Origin of the sequence: Citrobacter sp. H12-3-2 (assembly GCF_009649895.1) — a bacterium.
In the GTDB taxonomy this organism is placed as follows: Bacteria; Pseudomonadota; Gammaproteobacteria; order Enterobacterales; family Enterobacteriaceae; genus Citrobacter; species Citrobacter portucalensis.
On the sequence record NZ_CP045837.1, the window covers coordinates 3,666,646 to 3,693,050 of the forward strand.

Annotated in this window: 24 protein-coding genes, 1 other RNA gene and 1 pseudogene; 6 read left to right on the top strand and 20 right to left on the bottom strand. The window is 53.0% G+C overall.

Translation table 11 applies throughout. The features are described from left to right. Positions 1-4: 4 nt before the first annotated feature. Complete coding sequence (locus tag GHC22_RS17580) at positions 5-634, bottom strand: YitT family protein (protein WP_032942547.1); 630 nt, start codon at positions 632-634, stop codon at positions 5-7. An 86-nt stretch (positions 635-720) separates the two neighbouring features. On the opposite strand from GHC22_RS17580, the gene GHC22_RS17585 reads away from it, so the two are divergent. Beyond that, a complete protein-coding gene (locus GHC22_RS17585) occupies positions 721-2,145 on the top strand; it encodes a PLP-dependent aminotransferase family protein (protein ID WP_153753650.1) in 1,425 nt (474 codons plus the stop codon). Positions 2,146-2,204: 59 nt separating this feature from the next. Here the strand turns inward: GHC22_RS17585 and GHC22_RS17590 are convergent, their stop codons facing one another. The 3 genes from GHC22_RS17590 to ffs form a co-directional block, all read right to left on the bottom strand. Then, on the bottom strand, positions 2,205-2,423 hold the full coding sequence (locus GHC22_RS17590; protein ID WP_008783956.1) for a hypothetical protein: 219 nt from the start codon (positions 2,421-2,423) through the stop codon (positions 2,205-2,207). Beyond that, positions 2,420-2,671 (bottom strand): hypothetical protein, encoded by a 252-nt coding sequence (locus tag GHC22_RS17595; protein ID WP_003831029.1) that lies wholly within the window; start codon positions 2,669-2,671, stop codon positions 2,420-2,422. The genes GHC22_RS17590 and GHC22_RS17595 overlap by 4 nt, the downstream gene beginning before the upstream one ends. Before the next feature lie 198 nt (positions 2,672-2,869). After that, positions 2,870-2,966: signal recognition particle sRNA small type (gene ffs / locus GHC22_RS17600), an RNA gene on the bottom strand. Positions 2,967-3,050: 84 nt separating this feature from the next. On the opposite strand from ffs, the pseudogene GHC22_RS17605 reads away from it, so the two are divergent. Then, a pseudogene (locus tag GHC22_RS17605) lies at positions 3,051-3,440 on the top strand (MGMT family protein). Between the two features lie 31 nt (positions 3,441-3,471). Here GHC22_RS17605 and GHC22_RS17610 read toward each other — a convergent pair. Further along, positions 3,472-4,041, bottom strand: coding sequence for a YbaY family lipoprotein (locus tag GHC22_RS17610; RefSeq protein ID WP_003021666.1), 570 nt, complete (start codon positions 4,039-4,041; stop codon positions 3,472-3,474). Positions 4,042-4,253: 212 nt separating this feature from the next. Here GHC22_RS17610 and tesB point away from each other — a divergent pair, with 212 nt between their 5' ends. After that, complete coding sequence (gene tesB / locus GHC22_RS17615) at positions 4,254-5,114, top strand: acyl-CoA thioesterase II (RefSeq protein ID WP_003831027.1); 861 nt, start codon at positions 4,254-4,256, stop codon at positions 5,112-5,114. Between the two features lie 50 nt (positions 5,115-5,164). On the opposite strand, the gene amtB is transcribed toward tesB, so the two are convergent. From amtB to decR, 5 genes are all read right to left on the bottom strand, one after another. Continuing rightward, the gene (gene amtB, locus GHC22_RS17620) at positions 5,165-6,451 is read right to left on the bottom strand and encodes an ammonium transporter AmtB (protein WP_008783954.1); all 1,287 of its coding nucleotides are present in this window, start codon (positions 6,449-6,451) and stop codon (positions 5,165-5,167) included. A gap of 31 nt (positions 6,452-6,482) precedes the next feature. Continuing rightward, on the bottom strand, positions 6,483-6,821 hold the full coding sequence (glnK, locus tag GHC22_RS17625; RefSeq protein ID WP_003021657.1) for a P-II family nitrogen regulator: 339 nt from the start codon (positions 6,819-6,821) through the stop codon (positions 6,483-6,485). A 248-nt stretch (positions 6,822-7,069) separates the two neighbouring features. Continuing rightward, complete coding sequence (locus GHC22_RS17630; protein ID WP_008783952.1) at positions 7,070-8,848, bottom strand: SmdB family multidrug efflux ABC transporter permease/ATP-binding protein; 1,779 nt, start codon at positions 8,846-8,848, stop codon at positions 7,070-7,072. Next, the gene (locus GHC22_RS17635; protein ID WP_153753651.1) at positions 8,841-10,613 is read right to left on the bottom strand and encodes a SmdA family multidrug ABC transporter permease/ATP-binding protein; all 1,773 of its coding nucleotides are present in this window, start codon (positions 10,611-10,613) and stop codon (positions 8,841-8,843) included. The genes GHC22_RS17630 and GHC22_RS17635 overlap by 8 nt, the downstream gene beginning before the upstream one ends. Before the next feature lie 44 nt (positions 10,614-10,657). Continuing rightward, on the bottom strand, positions 10,658-11,116 hold the full coding sequence (decR, locus tag GHC22_RS17640) for a DNA-binding transcriptional regulator DecR (protein WP_003831023.1): 459 nt from the start codon (positions 11,114-11,116) through the stop codon (positions 10,658-10,660). A 116-nt stretch (positions 11,117-11,232) separates the two neighbouring features. Here decR and GHC22_RS17645 point away from each other — a divergent pair, with 116 nt between their 5' ends. After that, on the top strand, positions 11,233-12,288 hold the full coding sequence (locus GHC22_RS17645; protein ID WP_224759886.1) for a PLP-dependent cysteine synthase family protein: 1,056 nt from the start codon (positions 11,233-11,235) through the stop codon (positions 12,286-12,288). Positions 12,289-12,337: 49 nt separating this feature from the next. Here the strand turns inward: GHC22_RS17645 and cof are convergent, their stop codons facing one another. After that, positions 12,338-13,156, bottom strand: a complete 819-nt coding sequence (cof, locus tag GHC22_RS17650) for an HMP-PP phosphatase (protein WP_048235970.1) — start codon at positions 13,154-13,156, stop codon at positions 12,338-12,340. 144 nt (positions 13,157-13,300) lie between these two features. On the opposite strand from cof, the gene GHC22_RS17655 reads away from it, so the two are divergent. Together GHC22_RS17655 and queC are read left to right on the top strand one after the other, a co-directional pair. Then, entirely contained in the window at positions 13,301-15,001 is a 1,701-nt protein-coding gene (locus tag GHC22_RS17655) for an SgrR family transcriptional regulator (RefSeq protein ID WP_153753652.1), read from the top strand. A 65-nt stretch (positions 15,002-15,066) separates the two neighbouring features. Continuing rightward, a complete protein-coding gene (gene queC, locus GHC22_RS17660) occupies positions 15,067-15,762 on the top strand; it encodes a 7-cyano-7-deazaguanine synthase QueC (protein WP_153753653.1) in 696 nt (231 codons plus the stop codon). A 105-nt stretch (positions 15,763-15,867) separates the two neighbouring features. Here queC and fadM read toward each other — a convergent pair whose 3' ends face one another. From fadM to bolA, 9 genes are all read right to left on the bottom strand, one after another. After that, positions 15,868-16,266 carry a long-chain acyl-CoA thioesterase FadM gene (fadM, locus tag GHC22_RS17665; protein ID WP_003021636.1) on the bottom strand — a complete coding sequence of 133 codons (399 nt, stop codon included), beginning with the start codon at positions 16,264-16,266 and terminating at the stop codon, positions 15,868-15,870. Positions 16,267-16,372: 106 nt separating this feature from the next. After that, a complete protein-coding gene (locus GHC22_RS17670; RefSeq protein ID WP_008783945.1) occupies positions 16,373-16,747 on the bottom strand; it encodes a helix-hairpin-helix domain-containing protein in 375 nt (124 codons plus the stop codon). Positions 16,748-16,893: 146 nt separating this feature from the next. Continuing rightward, on the bottom strand, positions 16,894-18,768 hold the full coding sequence (gene ppiD / locus GHC22_RS17675; protein ID WP_003831016.1) for a peptidylprolyl isomerase: 1,875 nt from the start codon (positions 18,766-18,768) through the stop codon (positions 16,894-16,896). 268 nt (positions 18,769-19,036) lie between these two features. Then, positions 19,037-19,309, bottom strand: a complete 273-nt coding sequence (gene hupB / locus GHC22_RS17680; protein ID WP_003021629.1) for a nucleoid-associated protein HU-beta — start codon at positions 19,307-19,309, stop codon at positions 19,037-19,039. Positions 19,310-19,517: 208 nt separating this feature from the next. Next, entirely contained in the window at positions 19,518-21,872 is a 2,355-nt protein-coding gene (lon, locus tag GHC22_RS17685) for an endopeptidase La (protein ID WP_003831014.1), read from the bottom strand. A 184-nt stretch (positions 21,873-22,056) separates the two neighbouring features. Further along, positions 22,057-23,331 (bottom strand): ATP-dependent protease ATP-binding subunit ClpX, encoded by a 1,275-nt coding sequence (gene clpX, locus GHC22_RS17690; RefSeq protein WP_003831013.1) that lies wholly within the window; start codon positions 23,329-23,331, stop codon positions 22,057-22,059. A 126-nt stretch (positions 23,332-23,457) separates the two neighbouring features. Further along, positions 23,458-24,081, bottom strand: coding sequence for an ATP-dependent Clp endopeptidase proteolytic subunit ClpP (clpP, locus tag GHC22_RS17695; RefSeq protein WP_003021624.1), 624 nt, complete (start codon positions 24,079-24,081; stop codon positions 23,458-23,460). 247 nt (positions 24,082-24,328) lie between these two features. Then, positions 24,329-25,627, bottom strand: a complete 1,299-nt coding sequence (tig, locus tag GHC22_RS17700; protein WP_003021622.1) for a trigger factor — start codon at positions 25,625-25,627, stop codon at positions 24,329-24,331. 344 nt (positions 25,628-25,971) lie between these two features. Then, positions 25,972-26,289, bottom strand: a complete 318-nt coding sequence (gene bolA, locus GHC22_RS17705) for a transcriptional regulator BolA (protein ID WP_003021619.1) — start codon at positions 26,287-26,289, stop codon at positions 25,972-25,974. Positions 26,290-26,405: the final 116 nt, after the last annotated feature.

Genomic DNA, 26,405 nt, shown 5'->3' on the forward strand with positions numbered 1-26,405 from the left:
AAGTTTAGTCGCCAGTAGGCGATCGCGCCCCAGGTGCATTCCTGATACGCGTACGTGACTGCGGCTGATGCCGAAACCACGGCAGGCAAAGCTGAATGAGCGGCCCGATTGCCAAGGCATACAGCACCGTACCAACCCCCACGGTTCCCCCCAGCAGCCAACCGATAAGCAGCACCGACACTTCGATTGCGGTTCGAATTCGTCGTACTGGCCAGCCGGTACGCGCGTGGATACCGGTCATCAGACCATCACGCGGACCGGCGCCAAAACCTGCGCCAATGTACAGGCTGGTTGCTAACGCATTCAATATTACCGCTGACACCAGCAGCCCGCTGCGCGCCAGCAGAGATTCAAATCCAGGAATCACCAGCAGCGCGGCATCTGCCGCCAGCCCGATCATAATCACGTTGCTCAGCGTGCCAAAGCCTGGACGCTGGCGCAGCGGTATCCACGCCAACAACACCAACACGCCAACGGCAATAATCACCACGCCGATATTCATCGACAATAAATTGGCTACACCCAGGTGAAACACGTTCCACGGATCGGCCCCTAAATCAGCACGGACAAACATGGCCGTCGATACACCGTACAGCGCCAGCCCGATATATAACTGAAGTAAACGACGCAGCATGCATTTCCCTCCCACTCTCGGATAACTTTCATCTTCACCGCAATTGGCACTATGATTAATGTCCAGTTTTCAAAAAGTGGACTGTTATGTCATCTCGCCGTTATGGAAGTCAGTCTTTGCAACGCCTGCTCGGACACTGGCTGGAAAGCCCCTCGCGAACGCCCATCTGGCGACAGCTGGCAGAAGCGTTACGTCTGCTTATTCTCGATGGTCGGCTGGCGCTGGATAGCCGCTTACCGGGTGAACGCGAGCTCGCCGTCGTCCTGCAAGTAAGTCGAACTACCGTCGCCAGCGCTATGGCGCAACTGCGTGAAGAGGGATATCTGGAAAGCCGTCATGGTAGCGGCTCACGGGTGATCCTGCCGGAACATATTCGCCATGTGCCAACCCGGACCAGCACCGGCACAGCGCTTGATTTGTCCACGGCGGCACTAAGTGCCGGTCCCGAAATTCATCAGGCTTACCAGCAGGCGCTGTTTGCTATGCCACAGCATTTGCTGAGCTCCGGGTATTTGCCGCAGGGGCTGTCGGTATTGCGTGAGTCCATCGCTCAGCATTATTGCGATCGCGGGCTCCCGACGCAGCCCGATGAAATCATGGTCGTGAATGGTGCAGTCAGCGGCCTGGCGCTGATCCTGCGTTTGCTCACCGGCCCCGGCGATCGCGTAGTGGTCGATCACCCCACTTATCCGCTGGCGATTGCCGCGATTCAAGGCGCATCCTGTCGCCCCGTCGGCGTGTCGCTACCCGAGCACGGTTGGGATACCGCGGGTCTGGTCGCCACCATCGCGCAAACCGCACCGAGAATGGCCTACCTGATGCCGGACTTTCACAATCCGACCGGGCGTTGCATGGACGCTGCAACTCGCCAGGTCGTGGCGGATATTGCCGAACGAACCCGCACTACCCTGGTGGTCGATGAGACGATGGTGAACCTGTGGTATGACGCCCCGCCGCCGCCGCTTGCCGCATTCAATCGCGACGCGCCGATCATTCTATTGGGTTCAGCCGGGAAAAGCTTTTGGGGGGGATTACGTCTGGGCTGGATCCGGGCGTCGGCGCGAACCATTGCGGCGCTGGTACAAACCCGCGACACCTTCGATTTAGGCTCCCCGGTGCTTGAACAACTTGCCACCAGCTGGCTGCTGGATAACGCCGCCGACTTTCTTCCTGACAGAAGACGGCTACTCACATCGCAGCGCGATCTGTGCTCGAGCCTGATGAACGCACATTTCCCGGAGTGGCAGTTTACCCAGCCACAGGGAGGACTCTCTTTTTGGGTTGAACTGCCCGATACGCTGGCAACGCTATTCGCTACGCGCGCCGAAAGCGTAGGCATTCAATTAGGAACCGGTACGCGGTTTGGGCTTGATGGCGCATTCGATCGTTTTTTGCGTATGCCTTTCACGTTGCCGGATGACACAGCGCGTGCCGCCTTCAGGGTGTTACAACCCATTTGGGATAACCTGCGTTTGCAGGCCAGCAGCGGGAAAGTACGCAAAATAATCTAAGCGACGAGTCAAAGGACTCGCCCTTATAAGCCGGGATGGATGAAAGAGTCCCGGTGATATTACCGCTGAGGGGGAACCGGAAAACCCTTCAGTGAAATCACGAAATTTTCACCGTCTTTCTTAATTTTTGCCCCAGCATCACACCAGTCGGAGGCAATACGGAAGAACTCGTCGCTGCCGACATTCCAGCTCAGGCGGACATGTTTCACATAACCGGAGCGTAGTAAATCACAAGCTTCGCCGTAATTACTGGCGGTTGAGAGCGGTTGTTGTTTCATTTTTTCTTCTTCAGTAGTCTGCGCAATGCTTTGATTTCTTTAGGAGTCAGTGCTTCAACTACGGACTCTTCCGTATGCTGGCTATCGATATCCTCAGCGGAGACTCCTGCCTCTTCAACGGCGGTAAACGCAATCAGCAGCAGTTTTTCCGTCGCAACACTTAAATTTTCGTTATGCACTTCAGCGTAATGGCGAAGCTTTTCTTTTAGCGCCTCATCAATTTTGACATTCAATACAGCGGTCGACATCGTAGAAAATCCTTGTGGTCAGCCAAAACACACCGGATGTAAGACCCTGTCGTTACAGCGCGATGGCGGCGGCAAAAGCAACAAATAACATCCCCGAAACACATTGACAGCATTTGATGACAATAAAATGACAATACGATGACAAAGAAAAGAAGATAAGAAGAAGGGAAATTGCCGGACGGCAGAATTGGGTGGGGGCCCTGCCAGCTACATCCCGGCACACACGTCATCTGCCTTGGCTGCTTCCTTCCGGACCTGACCTGGTAAACAGAGTAGTGTTGCGGGAGAACCAACAGAGCCCCCATTGAGAGCGTTGTTAACCAACGCGCAGGCGCATTATCACTGCTGCACCCTGTAATTGCAACCCATCCAGCATCGGATGCTGTTTTCTTGTGCAATGCGGCTTCACTCCCTCGCCATTCGGCATTATGCTGGAGGATTAGCGCAGGAATAAATAATGGATATACAAGACACTTTCCCCCAACGCGTCTGGCAAATCGTCGCGTCAATCCCCGAAGGTTTCGTCACCACGTATGGCGATGTTGCCAGGCTTGCCGGTTCGCCGCGCGCTGCGCGCCAGGTCGGCGGCGTGCTTAAGCGTCTCCCCGAAGGCAGCACTTTGCCCTGGCATCGGGTGGTTAATCGTCATGGTGCCATTTCGCTGACCGGCCCCGACTTACAACGGCAGCGTCAGGCGTTGCTGGCAGAAGGAATAGTGGTTTCAGGAAGCGGGCAGATCGATTTACAGCGCTATCGCTGGGTGTACTAACCCTCTCCAGGCGGAGAGGGTTACGACTGCCTTAGTACTGCGTGGGAGCAGGAACGGCAGAAGAAGGATTCACCTGGGTTGGTGACGTTGACGGCACCGTGGTGGCTGCCCCACCGCTTGCCTGAACCGGTACTGCTGTTTGCTGTACAGGAACCAGCGTCAGATCGGCTTTCGTACCACCCTGATTAATGACCGTCTGAACGGTATCAGTAATAAAGACCAGTTTGTCATTAACCGTAATTGCCGCACTCAGCAGAATACGGGCGTTAGGCTGAATATCTGCCGGGTTAAATGGTAATACAAAGCTGAATGGCGCCTGCTTACCTTCAGTACGGACTGCTTTTTGCGACAGCACTTTTGACGGTGCATCGGCCAGCGACGCATCTGACAGCGTGACGGTCAGCACCGCATCGGGTGGCAAGGCCACTTTCTGGCGGATCCATACCGTACCAGAAACATTTGGCTGTTGAATTTTAGACTGTGTGTCAGCAATTGACGTATTAGGGCTTGGCGCAGGTGTCTGAATATCTGCACTTTTATCAGCACAGGCCGCCAGAGCGACCGCAACCGCTAAACCACTTACCATGTGCACGAGTTTCATTAAATTCTCCTTATCATCTATGCACCAGCGAGAACTTTCCTCGCCAGAAGAGTGGTTAACAAAAACATAACGTGACTAAGTGTGGCACAAGACAGCTGTTTTTGCCTGTAATAGGCCTTTAATTCAGACAATTGCACCCATCGGACCACTTTCAAAATTGCGTTATACTCTGCCTACCTCGCTGCGAGATCGATATAACCTGGAGAGCACGTATGAGTCTGGCGCTGAAAAATTTGCTGACATTGTTAAATCTGGAAAAAATTGAAGAAGGACTCTTTCGGGGCCAAAGTGAAGACTTAGGGTTACGTCAGGTTTTTGGGGGACAAGTTGTCGGTCAGGCGCTGTATGCCGCCAAAGAAACCGTACCGGAAGAGCGTCTGGTGCACTCCTTCCACAGCTACTTTTTACGCCCCGGCGATAGCCAAAAACCCATCATCTATGATGTAGAAGTCTTGCGTGATGGTAACAGCTTCAGCGCGCGCCGCGTTGCCGCAATTCAGAATGGTAAACCCATTTTTTACATGACCGCCTCTTTCCAGGCACCGGAAGACGGATTTGAACATCAGAAAACCATGCCGGATGCGCCGGGTCCCGATGAGCTGAAATCAGAAACAGAAATTGCCCGCTCAGTGGCGCATTTGCTGCCGCCGCTGTTGAAAGAAAAATTTATCAACGATCGTCCGTTGGAAGTGCGCCCGGTTGAATTTCATAACCCCTTAAAAGGTCACGTCGCACCTCCGGCACGCCAGGTATGGATCCGCGCAAACGGCGAGCTGCAGGACGATCTGCGCGTCCATCAATATCTGCTGGGTTATGCCTCAGACCTGAACTTCCTGCCTGTAGCGCTGCAACCGTACGGGATTGGTTTTCTGGAAAAAGGGATTCAGATCGCCACCATTGACCATTCAATGTGGTTCCACCGTCCGTTCAATATTAATGAGTGGCTGTTGTATAACGTCGAGAGTACTTCTGCCTCCGGTGCCAGAGGTTTTGTACGCGGGGAGTTTTATACACAGGACGGCGTGCTGGTAGCCTCTACCGTGCAGGAAGGGGTAATGCGTAATCGCAATTAAGAATTACCGGATGGTGGCGCAAAAGCGTTGCCATCCGGCAGATTGAAACATCAAGCGTTGTAAGCGTTCTCGCCGTGACTGTTCACATCCAGACCTTCGCGTTCCTGCTCTTCCGGTACGCGCAGACCCACCGTCATATCCGCCAGCTTATAGCCAATGAAGGCCACCACGCCGGACCAGACGATGGTGATCGCCACGCTTTCCAGTTGCACCAGCAGCTGATGCCCCATGGTAACACCCTCAGCAAATCCCACGCCGCCCAGAGAGCTGGCAGCGAAAACCCCGGTCAGGATGCAGCCAACAATACCGCACACGCCGTGCACGCCAAACACGTCACACGGATCGTCCACGCGCAGAAAACGCTTCAGCATGGTTACGCCCCACAGACCAGCCAACCCCGCAACCACACCGATAATCAGCGCCCCGCCGACACCGATGTAGCCACATGCAGGTGTTACGCCCACCAGACCTGCAATAGCACCGGAACAGGCGCCCAGCAGAGACGGTTTACCACGCAGCGCCCATTCACCGAAGATCCATCCGAGGATGGCGGCAGCGGTGGCGACCACGGTATTGACGAAGGCCAGTGCAGCAATTTCATTCGCCGTTCCCGCTGAACCGGCGTTAAAGCCAAACCAACCAATGTAGAGAATAGCGGTACCGGTGAAGACCATCGGCAGGTTATGCGGTTTAAAGGCTTCTTTGCCAAAACCGACGCGTTTGCCAATCAGATACGCGCCAACCAGACCGGCAATCGCTGCGTTGATGTGCACGACCGTCCCGCCCGCAAAATCCAGTGCGCCGTGAGAAGCCAGCAATCCGCCGCCCCAGACCATATGTGCAATGGGGATGTACGACAGCGTTAACCACACCACCACAAAAATCAGCACCGCAGAGAAACGAATACGCTCAGCCAGCGCCCCGACAATCAGCCCAACGGTGATGCAGGCAAAAGATCCCTGAAAAGCAACGTGAATGTACTGGTAGAAGCTCCCCGTGACCGCCGTCAGCGCGATGTTCTTCAGCAATACCCAGTTGAAGTTGCCGAAGAAATTATTCCCTTCGCCAAAGGCCAGTGAGTAGCCATAAACCACCCATAGAATACAAACCAGAGCGAATGTCACCGTCACCTGAGTCAGCATCGACAGTACGTTCTTACCGCGAATCAAACCGCCGTAGAACAACGCAATGCCAGGGATAGTCATAAACAGCACCAGCGCGGTACAGATCATCATAAAAGCGTTATCTGCTTTATCCGCAACCGCCGGTGCCGCCATTGCCAGTCCCGGCAGTAGCGCCAGTGAAGCAATACCCGTTTTCATCGTTGCTATCTTCATTTTTTGGTTTCCTATCACTGTGTGCCAGAAGTTACAGTGCGGCTTCGTCGGCTTCGCCGGTACGAATACGAATCACACGTTGCAGCTCGGCGACGAAGATTTTGCCGTCGCCAATTTTTCCGGTGTATGCCGCCTTACTGATGACATCAATCACGCCATCCAGTTGGTCGTCGGCAATCGCCACATCAATCTTCACCTTTGGCAGAAAATTGACGCTATATTCAGCCCCACGGTACAGCTCAGCATGACCTTTCTGTCGGCCAAACCCCTTCACTTCGGTGACGGTCAGCCCCTGAATACCAATAGACGACAGTGCTTCACGGACGTCTTCCAGTTTGAACGGTTTGATTACCACGGTAACCAGCTTCATAGATCCCCTCCAGTCAGAATTCAGTAGTGGCTGCAGATACACGAGAGGAATATTGCAAGGGGTGTGCCAGGAATGAAAAACGCGGAATGATTCAGGTTCGCCGGGTACTGCCGGGAGAGAAAAAGAAAAAACGCACTATAACGGTGCATAGTGCGTTACATTTTTGCACCAGATTGTTGATTGCCGGATGGCGGCGTAAACGCCTTACCCGGCCTACGATACCGCGTGGCCGGATAAGCACTGCGCCGTCAGGCGATAACAGAATCCTCTTGTGTGCTGGCGGCTAACTCTTCCCCCGCCAGCTGCAGCTGATACATCTGCCAGTAACGGCCTTGCGCCGCCAGTAATTGCTGGTGCGTACCACGCTCAACCGCCTGACCGCGATGCAGCACCAGAATGGTATCCGCATCGACAATCGTCGATAACCGATGCGCAATCACCACCAGCGTAGTGTGTTCACGGACCGCCGCCAGCGCGTGCTGAATGGCCTGTTCAGTACCGGAATCAATACTGGCCGTGGCTTCATCGAGAATCAGCACCTGCGGCGTTTCAACCAATACCCGCGCCAGCGCCAGCAGCTGTTTCTGCCCAACGGAGAGATTATTGCCCTGCTCGCCCAGCCGGGTATGAATCCCCTCGCTCAAACCCCGAGCCAGTTCTGCCAGTTGCACGGTCTCCAGAGCCTGCCAGACCCGCTCTTCTGAGATATCGCGCCCCAGCGTGACGTTTGCCAGGAAGGTATCCGCCATCACCACCGGATCCTGCTGCACCATCGCGATGCCCTGACGTAACGCACCGTGGCTCAGAGAAGACAACGGACGTCCGTCAAGGCGGATTTCCCCCTGCGTCAGCGGGTAATATCCCATCAGCAGGCTTGCCAGCGTGCTTTTGCCGCTGCCTGTGTGTCCGACCAAAGCCACAAAGCTGCGCGAAGGCACAGACAGACTGATGTTTTGCAGCACCAGATTGTCGTCGCGATAGGCAAATGAAACGTTATCCACCTCAATGTCTCCGCTTTTGAGCGGGCGATCGTCTTCACCATAGCGCTGACGAGGCCCGTCCATCAGTTCGAACACTCGCTCACCAGCGACAACCGCCTGCTGCAGCATTGATTGCTGGGTGGTCAGCTCGATCAGCGGTTCGTTCAAACGGCCGAGGTAGCTGATGAACGCGTACAGCACGCCAACCTCGATGGAGGTGCCAGAGGTAAAACTGAACAGCATCAGCAAACCGCAGAGGATCAGTGCCGAGAACAGGCTCAGCAGCGGACGCAGCAAAAAACCATCCAGTCGCAGGGTTTGCATACGCGCCATATAGTGCGAGCGGCTGGCCTCGCCCATTCTCTCGCCAAACCTTGCCTGCTGGCGGAACTGCTGGATAACGCTCATGCCGTTGATGACTTCGTTAAAGCCATCGTTAATATCCGCCAGATAAGCGCGCACCCGACGCACAATCGGGGTGCTGTAGCGTTGGTAAATCACCATCACCACCAGCACGGCTGGGAAAATGGCCATTGCCACCAGCGCCATGCGCCATTCCAGGCTGAACATTGCCACCAACATCGCGCCGATTAAGGCCGCGCTGCGCAGGACCGTTGCGACCACCGTCACGTAAAGGTCGCGAATAACTTCAGTATCATTGGTCACGCGGGAGATAAGCTGCCCGACGGGCTGAGTATCAAAAGCGCTGAGCGGCTGGCGCAGCGCAGCGTCCATTACGTCGGTGCGTAACTGTTGTACTACGCCAACCGCCGCCTGGTTAAACAGCAATGACTGCGCGTAATGCAGACCTGCCGCCAGCAGTTGCAGACCGACATAAGCCGCAACCAGCCCGGCAACCATCGCCAATGGCAGATTGTTCTTCGCCACCATGTTATCGATAAAATAGCTAATCAGCAGCGGACCGCTGACTTCCGCCGCAGCCGCCACCCACAGCATAACTACCGCAATCGCCAGCTGTTTTCGCCATGGGGAACCATACGCCAGCAGTCTTTTCAGAGTTGGCCATAATTGCCCGAAACTACGCATTAGCCGCCTCCTCGTTTATCTCTGGTGCATCAGACAGCGCCGCTTCAAGTTGCTGATAGCGGTACATGTCGCGATACCAACCGGGCTGTTGCACTAAAGATTCATGCTCACCGCGCTGAGCAATATGCCCATGCTGCATCACGATAATCTCGCTGGCTTCCGTCAGAGCCGATAAACGGTGTGCGCTGATAATCACGGTTCTGCCTTCGCCCCACTGGCGCAGGTTATGTAGGATCTGATGTTCGGTACGACCATCCACCGCCGACAGCGCATCATCCAGAATCAGAATTTCAGCGTTCAGCAATAACGCTCGAGCGATAGAAATACGCTGTTTTTGCCCGCCAGACAGCATCACCCCGCGTTCGCCCACTTCGGTGTTGTAGCCCTGAGGAAGACGTAAAATATCCTCATGAACGCTGGCAAGGCGCGCCACATGCTCGATCTCTTCCTGCGTGGCCTGCGGACGTCCTAAGGCGATGTTATTACCGACGGTATCGGAAAACAGGAATGGCGTCTGGCTGACAACCGCCAGTCGGCTGCGCCAGCTATCCAGCTGTAAGCGCGTTAATGGGATATCATGAAAGCGCACATCGCCCTGGGTGATATCAAAATGACGCTGGATCAGCGACAGCACCGTACTTTTTCCCGCGCCGGTCGGACCACAGATGCCCAGCATCTGTCCAGGTTTGAGCTGGAAATTCACATTTTCCAGCGCCGGGAGGGTGGTTTGCGGGTAACAAAATTCGCGAATCGCCACCGCCAGCTCGCCGCGTCCTTCCGGCACCGGTTCAGTACCGTCATCCACTACCGGCGCTTCTGCCAGCATGGCGCGAATTCGGCTATACGCGGCGCTGCCGCGTTCGACGATGTTAAACATCCAGGCCAGCGCCAGCATCGGCCAAATCATCAGACCGAGATACATCATAAAGCTGGTGAGCTGCCCGAGCGTCAGCGAGCCGTGAACCACCATCCAGCTTCCCCCGGCAATCGCCAGCAGGTTAGCCATACCAATGGCGATATAAATCGTAGGATCAAAGCGGGCGTCAATGCGCGCCACACGCAGGTTTTTCTTACCGGTATCTTCAGCATCAGCGGCAAATAATGCCGACTGCCGATCCTCCAGCCCAAAGGCCTTGATCATACGAATACTGGTCAGGCTTTCCTGAGTACGATCGTTGAGACTGGAAAACGCCGCCTGCGCCAGCTTAAAACGGTTATGGAGTCGATCGCCGTAACGTTTGATCATCAACGCCATCACCGGCATCGGCAGCAGCGCAATGAGCGTCAGTTGCCAGCTTATCTGCGTTGACATCACGATCAGCACCGCACACCCCATTACCAGCGAATCCACCAGCGTCAGCACCCCTTCTCCGGCGGCAAATACGACGCGATCGACATCGTTGGTTGCCCGTGCCATCAGATCGCCCGTACGGTGCCGCAGATAAAATTCTGGATGCTGGCGACTCAACTGACGGTAATAATCTTCCCGCAGTTCAACCGCCAGTTGGTAGGATGCGCCAAACAGCAGCACGCGCCAGACATAACGCAGCAAATAAACCACCACGGCAATCAGGGCAATTGTCCCCACCCACATCAGCAGCCGCTCGGTGGTGAAGCGTTGAGTCGTCACGCCATCCACAATGATCCCGACCACTTTCGGCGGAATAAGCTGAAGGATAGCGATGATGATAAGCAAGGCCACTGCCCCGAGGTAGCGACGCCACTCCCGGCGGAAGTACCAGCTTAATTGAGCAAATAATCGCACGCGTTATATCCTGACAAGATTTCCGGCAATAAGCGCCGGGAGAATTATTCAATAGGTAGAGCAGTTGTGTATTTAATCTGTTCCATGGCAAAGCTGGAGGTGACGTCAGACAGGCCCGGTACGCTGTTCACCAGGCGCTTATAGAATTCATCATAGCTTTTCATATCAGCAACCTGCACTCGCATCAGGTAGTCATACTCCCCTGCCATACGCCAGAACCCCAGAACCTCGGGCATTCCGGTCACTTCAGTGACAAAGCGGCAATACCATTCGCTGCTGTGATGCTGAGTTTTGATCAGCACAAACGCGGTGAGTCCCAGCCCCAGTTTTTCTGGATCCAACAGGGCGACTCTGCCCAGCAGGATACCGTCATCCTCAAGTCGTTTGAGACGTTTCCAGCAAGGGGTGGTAGTCAGATTAACGGCATCTGCTAATGCCTGCAAAGAAAGGGTGCAGTCCTGTTGCAGTAAGCCGAGTAGCTTGCGGTCAATTTTGTCTAACATATCCACTCCACAGAGAAGAATTTTCTCCTTACATTCTATTTTAAAGGCTAAATGGCAACAATTTTTTCCGTGCTTTTCGCTATTCTGGGCACAAAATGACAAATGGATATCTATTAATGATGAATAGCTCCTGGGTTAAAAACGCCATCAATGAAATCAACGCGGATTATCAGCGTTCTGCGGATACGCATCTCATTCGCCTGTCGCTACCGGCGTTCCCGGGCATTCAGCTCTATTTAAAAGATGAGAGCACGCATCCGACCGGGAGTCTGAAGCATCGTCTGGCACGCTCACTGTTTCTGTACGGATTGTGCAATGGCTGGATCAAAGAAGGCACCACCATCATTGAATCATCGTCCGGTTCAACGGCGGTCTCTGAGGCTTATTTCGCTCGACTGTTAGGGTTGCCATTTATTGCCGTCATGCCTTCCTGTACGGCAAAACGTAAAGTTGAACAGATTGAATTTTACGGCGGTCGCTGTCATTTCGTGGAAAGCGCCTGCGAAATCTATGCGGCCTCTGAGCAACTGGCGCGTGAGCTGAACGGTCATTACATGGACCAGTTCACTTACGCTGAGCGCGCCACCGACTGGCGCGGCAATAATAATATCGCCGACAGCATCTTTCGTCAGATGCAGTGCGAGCCCAACCCCGTTCCCCGCCATATTGTGATGAGCGCCGGAACCGGTGGCACCTCAGCAACCATTGGCCGCTATATTCGCTGTCAGGGCTACGATACTCAACTGATGGTGGTAGACCCGGAAAACTCGGTCTTTCTGCCCTTCTGGCAGGATCGCGATGCCACGTTACGCAGTCCGGTAGGAAGTAAAATTGAAGGCATTGGCCGCCCGCGTGTCGAACCGTCTTTCATTCCTGACGTGGTCGATGAAATGCTGCGCGTGCCGGATGCCGCAAGCGTGGCCACCGCACACTGGCTGGAAACGCAGTTGGGCCGCAAGGTCGGCGCTTCAACTGGCACCAATATGTGGGGAACGCTGCAACTTGCCGCCCGTATGCGCGATGCCGGAGAAAGCGGCTCACTGGTGACGCTGTTGTGTGACAGCGGCGAACGCTATCTGGAAACCTACTACAACCCACAGTGGGTCGATGCACACATCGGTGATTTAACGCCGTGGAAAGCGGAGCTTGCCCAACTACTGAACACCCATTAATGGGATAAAAAAAGCCAGACGCGAAGTCTGGCTTGCTGGAAGGGATCTCTCATTCGGGGGAATAAGGTAGATGTGGATTGTCCAGCCAATGCGTCAAAAAGTGTGACACTGCCTGATTACGGCAATGCCCAATCACCGATAAATGAGGCAGTTCAGCAATCAGTTGCGGCATCGCGTTACCCATAATCAGCCCGCGCCCAACGCTGCCTAACATTTCGCGATCGTTCATGGCATCGCCAAACGCCATACACTCGGCCATTGAATAACCTAAATGGTCGCTCAACACCGCCAATGCCGATCCTTTATTACAGCCCAGCGGCAGCACCTCAAGGCAATCAAACGCGGAAAAACAGAGATTCGCCTGTTCACCCAGCGCTTCATTCAGTTGAATGCGCAATTGGATAAGAGAGTCATGATCGCCGCAGAAGCAGACTTTGGTGACCTGATGCGCCGGAATACGTTTCACATCGACGATCTGATAGCGAAATCCGCTATATACATGCGCCTGCAGCAGCGAGGGGATCTCTTGTCCGGTGAACCAGCCATTGTCATTAAAGACATGCATGCTGGCGGTAGTGTCCCACTTCTGATGCAACACAATGTCCGCGACATTCGGATCCAGATCCTGACGGTGTAACACATCGCCCTCAAGAGAGTGAATGCGCGTGCCATTACCCGTGATCAAAAAGGCGTCCAGTGAGATCGAGCCTAAAATATGACGCATCTCAAGCACATGGCGACCGGTAGCAAATGTCAGAGTAATATCGCGTTCACGCAGGCGCGACAGCGTTGAAAGCGTTTCGTCACCTAAATGGTGATTCGGCATCAAAAGGGTGCCATCCATATCAAATGCAGCCAGACGAGCCATTTCTTTCTCCACACTGTGACGCGGTTAACTTGTGATCCAGTATCACCTGAGATATACGGAAGTAATAGTGAATAGATAAAATGAATTGTTCCGGGTTTCTCTACGCATAAACCGTTAACGAACATCCTGAAGGAAAAAGTATCAATGCGTCTGCTTAATCGCCTGAACCAGTACCAACGCCTGTGGCTGCCCTCGAACGGCGAACCGCAGTCGGTGACCGTCGGGGAACTGGCCGAACGCTGTTTTTGTAGCGAACGCCATGTGCGTACCCTGCTAAAGCAAGCGCAGGATGCAGGCTGGCTGGAGTGGCATGCCCAGTCGGGGCGCGGGAAACGCGGGCAGCTGCGGTTTTTAGTGACGCCAGATTCACTGCGCAACACCATGATGGAACAGGCCCTGCAAAAGGGCGAGCAGCTTAGCGTACTGGAACTGGCTCAGCTGGCGCCGGGTGAATTAAGAACACTGTTACAACCGTTTATGGGCGGTCAGTGGCAAAACGACACGCCAACCCTGCGTATACCCTATTACCGCCCGCTCGACCCCTTGCACCCCGGTTTTCTCCCCGGTCGCGCGGAGCAACACCTCGCTGGACAAGTTTTCTCTGGCCTGACCCGGTTTGACAGCACTACGCAACGTCCCTGTGGAGACTTAGCCCACCACTGGAATATCTCCGCTGACGGCCTGCGCTGGGATCTCTATATTCGTTCCACCCTGTACTGGCATAACGGCGATGCGGTCAGCAGCACACAGCTACATCAGCAGTTGCTGAAGCTGTTAGAACTCCCCGCGCTGAATAAGCTGTTTATCAGCGTAAAGCGCATTGAGGTGACGCATCCCCAGTGTCTGACCTTTATTCTGCATCGTCCCGACTTCTGGTTGGCGCACCGTCTGGCAAGCTACAGCAGTCACCTGGCGCATCCTGAGCACCCGTTTGTGGGTACCGGCCCGTTCCGGCTGACGCTGTTTACTCCTGAGCTGGTGCGTATCGAGAGTCACGATCACTACCATCTGAGTCATCCGCTGCTAAAAGCCATTGAATACTGGATAACCCCGCAGCTCTTCTCCCAGGATCTGGGCACCAGCTGTCGCCATCCGGTGCAAATTGCGATTGGTAAACCCGAAGAGTTGCCTATGCTAAGCCAGGTAAGCAGCGGGATCAGTCTTGGTTTTTGCTATCTCACGCTCAGAAAAAGCGCGCGCCTGAATACGCAGCAGGCCCGTAGACTAATAAATATCATCCACCGTTCTTCCCTGCTACAAACGCTTGAAGTGGATGAAAATCTGATCACGCCAAGCAATGCACTGCTCCCCGGATGGACTATCCCGCAATGGGATGAACTCGACGAGGTAGCGCTGCCGGAAAAGTTGACGCTGGCTTATCACCTGCCGGTAGAACTTCACGCTATGGCTGAACAGCTTCGCCAGGCGTTGGCGCTGCTCGGCTGTGAATTAACGCTTATTTTTCATAATGCTAAAAACTGGGATGGCGATCATCCCTTAGCCCAGGCCGACCTGATGATGGGCGACAGGCTGATTGGTGAGGCACCTGAATATACTCTCGAACAGTGGTTGCGCTGCGATCAGCTCTGGTCACATGTATTGAATGCGCCAACATACACACATTTGCAAACGACCCTGGATGCCCTTCAAATTCAGGCCGATGAGGACGATCGCCACGCGGCTTTACAACAAGTTTTCGCCACGCTAATGCATGACGCTACCCTGACGCCACTGTTCAATTATCACTATCGCATCAGCGCGCCACCGGGCGTGAACGGCGTACGCCTGAATCCTCGTGGCTGGTTCGAGTTTACCGAAGCCTGGCTGCCACCTCCTTCCGCGTGAAGAAGCTGGTCGACGGCACGCCCAGGCGCTACCATAAGGGCTTCGTTATTTTGTCAGGAAAAGCCATGAAACGTGCCGTTGTTGTATTCAGTGGAGGTCAGGACTCCACGACTTGTCTGGCGCAAGCGCTGCATCAGTATGATGAAGTACACTGCGTGACCTTTGATTATGGTCAGCGCCATCGCGCTGAGATTGATGTCGCACGTGACCTGGCCTTAAAACTTGGCGCGCGCGCGCACAAAGTGCTTGATGTCACATTGCTCAGTGAACTGGCTGTCAGCAGCCTGACCCGCGATAACATTCCGGTACCCGATTACGAACCGGATGCGAACGGCATTCCCAATACCTTTGTGCCAGGACGCAATATTCTGTTCTTAACGCTGGCAGCAATTTACGCGTACCAGGTGCAGGCAGAGGCGGTCATTACCGGCGTTTGTGAGACCGATTTCTCCGGCTATCCGGACTGTCGCGATGAGTTCGTTAAAGCCCTGAACCATGCTGTAAGCCTGGGGATGGCGAAAGATATTCGCTTTGAAACCCCACTGATGTGGATCGATAAAGCCGAAACCTGGGCACTGGCCGATTATTGGGGCAAGCTGGACCTGGTACGCGAAGAAACGCTGACCTGCTATAACGGCATCAAAGGTGACGGTTGCGGTCACTGTGCGGCGTGTAATCTGCGTGCCAACGGCCTGAACCATTATCTGGCGGATAAACCGGCAGTGATGGAGGCAATGAAGCAGAAAACCGGGTTAAAGTGATTGTATTGCCGGATGGCGCTTTGCTTATCCGGCCTACATGAAGTTGCAGCAACTCTTGTAGGCCGGATAAGACGCTTGAGCGTCGCCTTCCGGCAGTCGCAGCCACTACTGCACCATCTGCTCCAGTTTTTCGCGCAACTCCCCTTCCAGCGGCAACGCTTTTTGCGTTTTCAAATCAATACAGACGAACGTAATCAGCGCGTCTGCCACCACCTGCCCTTCCGGCTCCAGAGTAATGGTCTGATTTAACACACCACTTTTGCCATTTAACTGTTGAACCTGACTGGTGATAGTCAGCAGGTCGCTCAGCACCGCAGGTCGTCGGTAGTTGATATTAATATTCACGACCACAAAAGCGATGTTGTGTGCTGTCATCCACTGAAAGCTGTCGCTGTTTTCCAGACCATCCCAGCGGGCTTCTTCCAGAAACTCCAGATAGCGGGCATTGTTAACGTGCTGATAGACATCAAGATGAAAACCACGAACTTTGATTTGTGTTTGCATAGCGCAGGAGCCTTACGTTGTTTTTATAGGAACAGATTTTTGGGTAAAGAGGTCATAACTGGTATGACCTCTACAGTCTGGCAAACTTTCAGCGCTCTGCAAGTTATTAAAGTGTTAAAACTGCCAGGTTACGCTCAACCAGTGAACTGCCCATGCCCGGCACCTGCTTTAAATCGTCCACCGTTTTAAACGGCCCGTACTCCTCACGATAGCTCACAATCGCCTGCGCTTTCTTTAGACCCACGCCATTCATAACTCGCGCTAAATCCTCCGCAGAAGCGTTGTTGATGCTTACCCTGGTGCCCTCATCGTCGCTTGCTTTAGCGGGCTGTGTGGCTTTGCTTTGTGCCGCCCCTGGGTTTTCCGCTTTGGTTTGAGTCGCCTGGCTTTTGGCGACAGGCTCAGCCGCCAATGCGGTTTGGGCCATACCAGCGCAGGTCAATGAAAGAGTGATAAGCAGAGCTTTGATTCCATGTTTCATACTGTTTTCTCCTTGTTTGTTAACAGTGGAATCACGATAGCGAGGTGCAGAACGGCAGACAAACGGCAAATATCAGAAATGGAAAAGGCCGCGAAAGCGGCCTTTGGTAGATACAACTTTTTGCAATTTTTTGCGAACTGCCTCGGTTATTGCTGCTGTTCCAGCGCATCCCCGATTTTAATTTTTGCAGCTTTACGCAGGTTGCTCATCAGCGCTTCAAAGACAATCTGCGCGTTGTTCTGAGTGATCCCCTGAACCATCGCTTTCTTCTGCGCTTCAGGCATAGAACCAGCTTTCACCTCGTCCAACGCCAACAGAACAACGTTACCCTGCATGTCGTTCGCGACGCCGTAGCTCGGTTTGTCTTTCGCCGGCAGGCTCAGACCAAAGGCAGCCTGGCTCAGCGGATCCTGACCCGTACGGCTCAGCGTTTTCGCCTCACCAAAGCTCAGACCCGCCGCTTTCATCGCTTCATCGCCTTTACCGGCTTTCAGATCCGCCAGCAGTTTATCGGCATCAAGCTTCGCCTGCTGCTCTGCTTTATTGTGCTTAACGAGCGCAGTTACCTGCTCTTTCACTTCAGCCAGTGGCTTCACGGCTTCGGCTTTGTGCTCTGCAATACGCAGCACGAACGCACGATCGCCGTCCACGGTGATGATATCGGAGTTACTGCCAGGCGTACCGTTCTCACCAACCAGACCACCATTGAAAATGATGTCAGCGACTGGTTTGAAATTCAGTTCTTCCGGCAGGCTGTCACGGCTAAACCAGCCCGTTTCAACCGCTTTCATACCCGCAGCCTGCTCTGCACCCGCCAGAGATTCGTTATCATTGCTGGCCGCGTCGCTGACTTTCTGCTGCAGCGCATAGTACGCATCCAGCGCTTTTTCCTGCTTCACTTTTGCCGCAATCTCGTCACGGGCTTCGCTCAGCGGTTTAACTTGCGCAGGCTGTACGTCGTCAAGACGCGCAACGAGGAAACCAACGGAAGACTTAATTACGCCAGACAGTTGGCCTTTTTCTTTCAGACCAGCATTTTTCAGCTCATCCGGGGTGGTGGAATCTTCCAGCCATCCCATATCGCCGCCTTTACGGGCAGAGATGATATCGGCAGATTTTTCTTTCGCCAGCGCAGCAAAATCACCGCCTTTGTTCAGCTCGTCCAGTACCGCTTTGGCTTCATCTTCCGTTTTGGTCTGAATGATGCTGTAGCGGTTACGCTGCGGCTGAGTGAACTGATCCTGATGCTGGTCATAGTAAGACTGAATATCAGCATCGCTGGCCGTCTCCTGCATTGCAGCAGCGTCCAGCTTGATGTAGCTCACGCGGAACTGTTCCGGAGTCATAAAGTTGTTTTTATTCTGCTCGTAGTAGCTGGCAACTTCCTGCTCGGTAACAGACTGCTTCGCGGCCAGTGCGTTAACGTCAATCGTCGCCTCGCGCACGATACGCTGCTGTGCGACCAGCGCCGCCAGTTCGTCCGTTTCACCTTTCAGCATGAAGTCCGTACCGGCAACACCGTTAATCAGCTGCTGTGTCGTAAGCTGATTACGTAATGCCTGAGCGTACTGGTCTGCAGTCATTCCCATTTGATTGACAATCGCGTTGTAGCGGTTGTTATCAAACTTGCCGTCCACCTGGAACGCAGGCGTGGCGAAAATGGCCTGTTTAACCTGATCGTCGCTGATGTTGAGCTTAAGCTCGCGGGAATACTGATCCAGCAGTGCTTCGTCAACAAGACGATTCAGCACCTGCTGACGCAGCGTTTTCATATAACCTTCGTTCGCGGCCAGCTCGGAGTATTGATCGCCCAGCTGTTGCTGCATGCGGTTACGTTCGCTGTTGAACGCATTCTCGAACTGCCCGCGGCTGATCTCCTGGCCATTCACTTTGGCGGCGAAGTTATTGCCTCCGCCAATCAGGTAACCACTCACGCCGGTCAAAATGAACGACACGATAATGATACCGAAAATAATCTTGAGCACGAGACTGTTAGCAGCCGTGCGTAAGCTGTCCATCATGGTGTAACCACACTCCGCTGTAGATGACTATACGCGTTATCCTCTCTGCTGCCCCCGCGTTGATGACAACAACGGCAACAAGGATTTTGAGTATATATGCTTCACGCAGCATAGCGTTTCCTGAACGCTGCGCACAAAGGTCTATTGTGACAAGAAACAGGGGCAATTGTCAGCCCACAACGCGTAGAAAGTACCGGAATTACAAATAAAAAAGGCACATCAGTCGATGCGCCCTTGTACTTCGTCACATCCCCAAAGGGGAAATCACTTAGTTTACCGCGTCTTTCAGTGCTTTACCTGCACGGAAGCCCGGTACTTTAGCCGCGGCGATGGTGATCTCTTTACCTGTTTGCGGGTTGCGACCAGTACGGGCAGCACGCTCTTTAACGGCAAAAGTACCAAAACCTACCAGCGCTACGTCATCACCTTCTTTCAGAGATTCGGTAACAGAAGCAATAATTGCATCTAACGCACGTCCAGCCGCAGCTTTAGAGATATCAGCCCCTGCAGCAATTTTGTCGATCAGTTGAGATTTATTCACTCTTCTCTTCCTCTTTATAATTTATATCGCACCTGAATCCTTCAAAGTGCGACCGCGCAGCAGTTATATCAGGCCTGCCATGCCCTTACAACACCCGTTAATGATGGCAAGCCTAATCCGTTATCTAAATTAGCTATACAAAAAAAGGCTGGCAAGCCCGAAATGGCCTGCCAGCCCTGTTTTTATTAATGCTCTTTGCGCGAGGTCACTATTTTGCCGTCACAACCTGCATTCCAGAGGGTTCATTTTGCAACGCAAGAGTCAGAACTTCCTCAATACGTTTCACCGGGTGAATATTAAGATCGGCAATTACGTTGTCCGGAATCTCTTCCAGGTCACGTTTGTTCTCATCGGGAATTAAGACCGTCTTAATGCCGCCACGGTGTGCCGCCAGCAGTTTTTCTTTCAAACCACCGATAGGCAGAACCTGACCACGCAGGGTGATCTCACCCGTCATCGCCACGTCGGCGCGAACTGGGTTACCGGTAAGACAAGAAACCAGCGCAGTACACATAGCAATACCCGCACTTGGACCGTCTTTCGGCGTAGCCCCTTCAGGTACGTGAACGTGGATGTCGCGTTTTTCGTAAAAGTCCGGGTTAATACCCAGTTTTTCCGCACGCGCGCGCACCACGGTCAGCGCAGCCTGAATCGACTCCTGCATGACTTCACCCAGAGAACCGGTGTAGGTCAACTTACCTTTACCCGGTACGCAGGCGGTTTCGATAGTCAGCAGATCGCCGCCAACTTCCGTCCACGCCAGCCCCGTCACCTGACCAACGCGGTTTTCGTTGTCCGCGCGGCCATAGTCAAAGCGCTGTACACCCAGATAATCGTGCAGGTTGTCGCCATTGATCTCAATATGTTTCAGCGATTTATCCAGCAGCAGCTGTTTCACCGCTTTACGGCACAGTTTAGAGATTTCACGTTCCAGACTACGTACGCCTGCTTCACGGGTGTAGTAACGAATAATGCCCACAATGGCGCTATCGTCGACCGTCAGCTCACCTTTTTTCAGCGCATTACGCTCAATCTGTTTCGGCAACAGGTGACGTTTGGCAATGTTCAGCTTTTCGTCTTCGGTATAACCGGACAGACGGATCACTTCCATACGATCCAGCAACGGTGCCGGAATATTCATGGAGTTAGAGGTCGCAACAAACATTACGTCGCTGAGATCGTAGTCCACTTCCAGGTAGTGATCGCTGAACGCCACGTTCTGCTCTGGATCCAGCACCTCAAGCAGTGCGGAAGCCGGATCGCCACGCATGTCGGAAGACATTTTGTCGATCTCATCAAGCAGGAACAGCGGGTTTTTAACGCCTACTTTGGCCATTTTCTGGATCAGTTTACCCGGCATAGAACCGATATAGGTCCGGCGGTGACCACGAATTTCGGCTTCATCACGCACGCCGCCCAGCGCCATACGGATGTATTTACGCCCAGTTGCCTTAGCGATGGACTGCCCCAGAGAGGTTTTACCTACCCCCGGCGGTCCAACCAGACACAGGATCGGCCCCTTGATTTTATTTACACGGCTTTGAACCGCGAGGTACTCAAGGATACGGTCTTTGACGCGCTCCAGACCATAATGGTCGGTATCGAGGATTTCCTGCGCCTGACGCAGGTCTTTTTTGACCTTGCTACGCGCATTCCACGGCACCTGTACCATCCAGTCGATGTAGCCACGCACCACGGTCGCTTCCGCCGACATAGGAGACATCATTTTCAGCTTCTGCAGTTCTGCTTCCGCTTTCTCTTTTGCCTCTTTCGGCATTTTCGCCGCGTCGATTTTACGCTTCAACGCTTCGTTTTCGTCCGGTGCATCGTCCATCTCACCGAGTTCTTTCTGAATAGCTTTCATCTGCTCGTTCAGATAGTACTCGCGCTGAGATTTTTCCATCTGCTTTTTCACGCGGTTGCGAATGCGTTTCTCAACCTGCAGCAGATCGATTTCAGACTCCATCATCGCCATCAGATATTCCAGACGTTCGTTAACGTCGGACATCTCCAGCACGGACTGCTTGTCAGCCAGCTTCAGCGGCATGTGTGCAGCGATGGTATCCGCCAGACGTGCAGGATCGTCAATGCTGTTCAGCGACGTCAGCACTTCTGGTGGGATTTTCTTGTTCAGCTTGATATAGCCTTCGAACTGGCTGATAGCGGTACGCACCAGCACTTCCTGTTCGCGCTCATCAATAGCAGGCGAGTCAAGGTACTCTGCTTTCGCAGAGAAATGCTCGCCGTTGTCAGACAGCGCAGAAATACGCGCACGCTGTAACCCCTCGACCAGCACTTTTACGGTGCCGTCAGGCAGTTTCAGCATCTGCAAAATAGAGGCCACGGTCCCGACGGTGAAAAGATCGTTTACACCCGGCTCATCCGTTGACGCTTCTTTCTGTGCGACCAGCATGATTTTTTTATCATGGTCCATAGCCGCTTCCAGACAACGGATAGATTTTTCCCGCCCTACAAATAAGGGTATGACCATGTGCGGATAAACCACCACATCGCGCAACGGCAATACGGGGATTTCAATGCGTTCAGAACGCTCAGGATTCATAGAGCTCTCTCTTAGTTTAGTTTCCGCCAGGTAATCAGATGGTACGACTGTGCTTCACACCACCTTTAACATGTATGTCAGTATATGGGGATGTTTCCCACACATTCAACGCCATGTTTACGGAAAAATAAAAGGGGAGATAAAATCCCCCCTTTTTAATTAAATGTCTGTATGAATTGATGAATTATTCGCCAGATGCCTGCTGCGCTTCCGGCTTACCGTAAATCAGCAATGGCTTGCTCTGACCGCCAATCACCGACTCATCGATCACCACTTTTTCGACGTCTTCCATAGAAGGCAGATCGTACATGGTGTCGAGCAGCGCAGCTTCGACGATAGAACGCAGGCCACGAGCACCGGTTTTACGCGCCATCGCTTTCTTGGCGATCGCATCCAGCGCTTCCTCACGGAATTCCAGATCGACACCTTCAAGATTGAACAGCGCCTGGTACTGCTTGGTCAGGGCGTTTTTCGGCTCTTTGAGGATCTGGATCAACGCTTCTTCGCTCAGCTCGCTCAGCGTTGCCACAACCGGCAGACGACCGATGAACTCAGGGATCAGACCAAATTTGATCAGATCTTCCGGTTCGACCTGCGACAGCAGTTCACCTTCGCTGGCTTTATCAGACTGTGCTTTTACCGTTGCGCCAAAACCAATGCCGGAGCCGGTTTCAACACGGTTAGCAATGACTTTATCCAGACCGGCAAATGCACCACCGCAGATAAACAGGATCTTGGAGGTATCAACCTGCAGGAATTCCTGCTGAGGATGTTTACGACCACCCTGTGGCGGAACGGCAGCAACCGTCCCTTCGATCAGTTTCAACAGCGCCTGCTGTACGCCTTCGCCGGAAACGTCACGGGTAATAGATGGGTTATCAGACTTACGAGAAATCTTGTCGATCTCATCGATATAGACGATCCCACGCTGTGCTTTCTGCACGTCGTAATCGCACTTCTGCAACAGCTTCTGAATAATATTTTCAACATCTTCACCCACATAACCGGCTTCGGTCAGCGTGGTGGCATCAGCCATGGTGAACGGAACGTCCAGCAGGCGCGCCAGCGTTTCAGCCAGCAGCGTTTTACCGGAACCCGTCGGGCCAATCAGCAGGATGTTACTTTTGCCCAACTCGACGCCATTGCTGGTGTCGCCGTTGCGCAGACGTTTGTAATGGTTGTATACCGCGACCGCCAGCACTTTCTTCGCCTGCTCCTGACCGATAACGTAATCGTCCAGGTGGTTGCGAATTTCATGTGGCGTCGGCAGCGCACTGCGTTCACGGTGCGGTGCTACTTCCTTAATCTCTTCGCGAATGATGTCGTTGCATAAATCAACACATTCGTCGCAGATATACACGGATGGACCGGCAATCAGCTTACGCACTTCATGCTGGCTTTTGCCGCAAAAAGAGCAGTACAACAATTTGCCCGAGCCATCTTTGCGTTTATCTGTCATGGGTCAAAACCTCTTCTTTGTTCTTTGTGCCGCACACGACGACGCAAATGCCATTCTCAGGCGCAAGACGCTAGTCAGCGTTGTGCCGCTCCAGGTAATTATAGCGGCACACCTGCGCACTGGGCATTAATTACGATGGGTCAAAATCGAGTCGACCAGACCGTACTCTACCGCTTCAGAAGCGGAGAGGAAGCGATCGCGCTCGGTATCACGTTCAATCTGCTCAAGAGATTGACCCGTATGATGCGCCATAAGTTCGTTCATGCGCCCTTTTACCTTCAGGATTTCACGGGCATGAATTTCAATATCCGTTGCCTGGCCCTGGTAACCGCCCAGAGGCTGGTGGATCATGACGCGAGAGTTAGGCAGGCAAAAACGTTTGCCTTTCGCCCCGGCGGTCAGCAGGAACGCACCCATTGAGGCCGCCTGGCCCATACAAATGGTGCTGACGTCCGGCTTAATAAACTGCATGGTGTCATAGATAGACATCCCGGCAGTGATCACTCCACCAGGGGAGTTGATGTACAGGTAGATATCTTTTTCTGGGTTTTCTGCTTCCAGGAACAGCATCTGCGCCACGATCAGGTTAGCCATATGGTCTTCGACCTGGCCGGTCAGAAAAATGACGCGTTCCTTAAGTAGACGAGAATAGATATCAAAAGAGCGCTCACCACGTGAGGTCTGTTCAATGACCATCGGCACCAGCGCCATATGGGGTGCAAAGTTATCTCGTTCGCCGCTGTATGACATTTCCGTCTCCTGGATAAAATTTGAAAAAACCTGCTGTGCTGATTGTAACCTTATGGACGGATTATCAGCTAGTCCCTCAGTAATGGGTACGACATCGCCATAATTCAAGCATAACAATCTTTTGTTGTAACGCTAACACTGAAACGCTGTTTTCGCACTCTTCCCATGCAAAATGCGTGACAAAAAAAAACCCGCCACCAAAAGGTGACGGGCTTGCGTACGAAATTCGAGCTAAAAAAGCGACGAATTACGCCTGCTGGTTCATCAGTTCGTTGAAGGAAGTGGCTTTTTCAGTCACTTTCGCTTTCGCCAGAACGGCTTCAACAGCCTGCTCTTCCAGAGCGACGTTACGCATGTTGTCCATCAGCTCTTTGTTTTTGCTGTAGAACTCAACAACTTCTTTCGGATCTTCGTAAGCAGAAGCCATCTCTTCGATCAGGCCTTTAACGCGATCTTCGTCAGCTTTCAGTTCGTTGGTACGAATCACTTCGCCCAGCAGCAGACCAACAACTACGCGACGCTTAGCCTGTTCTTCGAACAGTTCACGCGGCAGTTCCAGAGCTTGTTTCTCGTTGCCGCCGAAACGTTGTGCAGCCTGACGACGCAGAACGTCGATTTCGCTGTCGATCAGAGCAGCCGGAACGTCGATGTCGTTAGCTTTTACCAGACCTTCGATCGCCTGAGACTTAACGCGGTTACGCACAGCGCCTTTCAGCTCGCGTTCCATGTTTTTACGGACTTCAGCGCGCAGACCTGCTACGGAACCATCTTCAACGCCGAAACGTTTGATGAACTCTTCAGTCAGTTCCGGCAGTTCGCGTTCTTCAACTTTCTTCAGGTTGATAACGAACTTCGCAGCTTTACCTTTCAGGTTTTCAGCGTGGTATTCTTCCGGGAAGGTCACGTCGATAGTGAACTCTTCGCCAGCTTTGTGGCCTTTAACGCCTTCTTCAAAGCCCGGGATCATACGACCCTGGCCCATCGCCAGTACGAAGTCAGACGCTTTGCCGCCTTCGAACTCTTCGCCGTCTACAGAACCGGTGAAGTCGATGGTTACACGGTCTTCTGCATCAGCAGCGCCGTCTTTGTCTTTCCAGGTAGCCTGCTGCTTGCGCAGGGTGTCCAGCATTACGTCAACGTCAGCGTCGGTAACTTCAACAACCGGTTTTTCAACTTCGATTGCTTCCAGGCCAGTCAGCTCAACTTCCGGGTAAACTTCAAACTCTACCGCGTAAGTAAAATCTTCACCCAGTTTGTATTCGCCCGGAACGTAGTTCGGTGCGCCAGCCGGATTGATTTTTTCTTTGATGATCGCGTCAACGAAGTTGCGGCTCATCAGGTCACCCAGAACGTCCTGGCGAACAGACGCGCCATAACGCTGAGCAACAACATTCATCGGTACTTTTCCTTTGCGGAAACCGTCAATACGCACTTTCTTCGCTACGTTGACCAGCTCGCTTTTCACAGCGGTCTCGATGCTGTCAGCAGCGATAGTAATCGTTACACGGCGGCCAAGGCCTTGAGTGGTTTCAACTGAAACTTGCATCTTGTTACCTCAAAAAATCACAGTGCTCGGTCAACTCTTCTCCGCAAGCACAGGTTGTTGGCTTCGCGGAACTGGGATGTTCTCATAAGCAATCACATTCCCTGTCGTCAGAATCATCCCGAAGACATTCCGAAAAATAAGACGCGCATTATAGCGGCATCACTTTTATGAGTCGAGAACGGTTATCGCGCGTTGCTGCGGCTTTTTTCACAATTCCCGGCTAATTTTTGTCTGAATACTGTACGACTGCCCCAGAATTCAGACAAAACAAAACGGCCCGCAGGCCGTTTTCACATAATCTGTAGCAACATACTGGAAAAGCGTCGGTTGTTGCAAATCCGTTTTTACGCGATGCTTCCCGCCCCACGACACGGAGGCGATGCAAAAATCGTATCCTGCAACGCTTCCCACTCCTTAATAGTGTATGTATGCAGGGCAAGCGCATGAACGGTTGTGGAAAGCTCCGCCGTTAACGTGCTGTAAATCATCCGATGACGATTAAGAAAACGTTCACCTGTAAAGCGATCGCTAACCAGTACAACCTTAAAGTGGCTTTCAGAACCAGCCGGGACATTGTGACGATAGCTTTCATCCACAACTTCGAGGAACACGGGTTCGAACGCTGCCCTTAATTTTTCTTCTATTTGCTCACGAATCATCATGAAATTTTTCCTCCGACAACGCTGAGATGTCACCCATCCCTTTAAATACTAGCCGCTTTTACCGTTTTCATTACACCTTAGCAACAAAAATTAGCGCTTGTCTGATTTTCTCATTC

Excerpts from the sequence above, each read along its gene's own strand:
- GHC22_RS17580 (WP_032942547.1), bottom strand. The coding sequence starts at position 634 with ATGCTGCGTCGTTTACTTCAGTTATATATCGGGCTGGCGCTGTACGGT.
- GHC22_RS17585 (WP_153753650.1), top strand. The coding sequence starts at position 721 with ATGTCATCTCGCCGTTATGGAAGTCAGTCTTTGCAACGCCTGCTCGGA.
- GHC22_RS17590 (WP_008783956.1), bottom strand. The coding sequence starts at position 2,423 with ATGAAACAACAACCGCTCTCAACCGCCAGTAATTACGGCGAAGCTTGT.
- GHC22_RS17595 (WP_003831029.1), bottom strand. The coding sequence starts at position 2,671 with ATGTCGACCGCTGTATTGAATGTCAAAATTGATGAGGCGCTAAAAGAA.
- GHC22_RS17610 (WP_003021666.1), bottom strand. The coding sequence starts at position 4,041 with ATGAAACTCGTGCACATGGTAAGTGGTTTAGCGGTTGCGGTCGCTCTG.
- tesB (WP_003831027.1), top strand. The coding sequence starts at position 4,254 with ATGAGTCTGGCGCTGAAAAATTTGCTGACATTGTTAAATCTGGAAAAA.
- amtB (WP_008783954.1), bottom strand. The coding sequence starts at position 6,451 with ATGAAGATAGCAACGATGAAAACGGGTATTGCTTCACTGGCGCTACTG.
- glnK (WP_003021657.1), bottom strand. The coding sequence starts at position 6,821 with ATGAAGCTGGTTACCGTGGTAATCAAACCGTTCAAACTGGAAGACGTC.
- GHC22_RS17630 (WP_008783952.1), bottom strand. The coding sequence starts at position 8,848 with ATGCGTAGTTTCGGGCAATTATGGCCAACTCTGAAAAGACTGCTGGCG.
- decR (WP_003831023.1), bottom strand. The coding sequence starts at position 11,116 with ATGTTAGACAAAATTGACCGCAAGCTACTCGGCTTACTGCAACAGGAC.
- GHC22_RS17645 (WP_224759886.1), top strand. The coding sequence starts at position 11,233 with ATGATGAATAGCTCCTGGGTTAAAAACGCCATCAATGAAATCAACGCG.
- cof (WP_048235970.1), bottom strand. The coding sequence starts at position 13,156 with ATGGCTCGTCTGGCTGCATTTGATATGGATGGCACCCTTTTGATGCCG.
- GHC22_RS17655 (WP_153753652.1), top strand. The coding sequence starts at position 13,301 with ATGCGTCTGCTTAATCGCCTGAACCAGTACCAACGCCTGTGGCTGCCC.
- queC (WP_153753653.1), top strand. The coding sequence starts at position 15,067 with ATGAAACGTGCCGTTGTTGTATTCAGTGGAGGTCAGGACTCCACGACT.
- fadM (WP_003021636.1), bottom strand. The coding sequence starts at position 16,266 with ATGCAAACACAAATCAAAGTTCGTGGTTTTCATCTTGATGTCTATCAG.
- GHC22_RS17670 (WP_008783945.1), bottom strand. The coding sequence starts at position 16,747 with ATGAAACATGGAATCAAAGCTCTGCTTATCACTCTTTCATTGACCTGC.
- ppiD (WP_003831016.1), bottom strand. The coding sequence starts at position 18,768 with ATGATGGACAGCTTACGCACGGCTGCTAACAGTCTCGTGCTCAAGATT.
- lon (WP_003831014.1), bottom strand. The coding sequence starts at position 21,872 with ATGAATCCTGAGCGTTCTGAACGCATTGAAATCCCCGTATTGCCGTTG.
- clpX (WP_003831013.1), bottom strand. The coding sequence starts at position 23,331 with ATGACAGATAAACGCAAAGATGGCTCGGGCAAATTGTTGTACTGCTCT.
- clpP (WP_003021624.1), bottom strand. The coding sequence starts at position 24,081 with ATGTCATACAGCGGCGAACGAGATAACTTTGCACCCCATATGGCGCTG.
- tig (WP_003021622.1), bottom strand. The coding sequence starts at position 25,627 with ATGCAAGTTTCAGTTGAAACCACTCAAGGCCTTGGCCGCCGTGTAACG.
- bolA (WP_003021619.1), bottom strand. The coding sequence starts at position 26,289 with ATGATGATTCGTGAGCAAATAGAAGAAAAATTAAGGGCAGCGTTCGAA.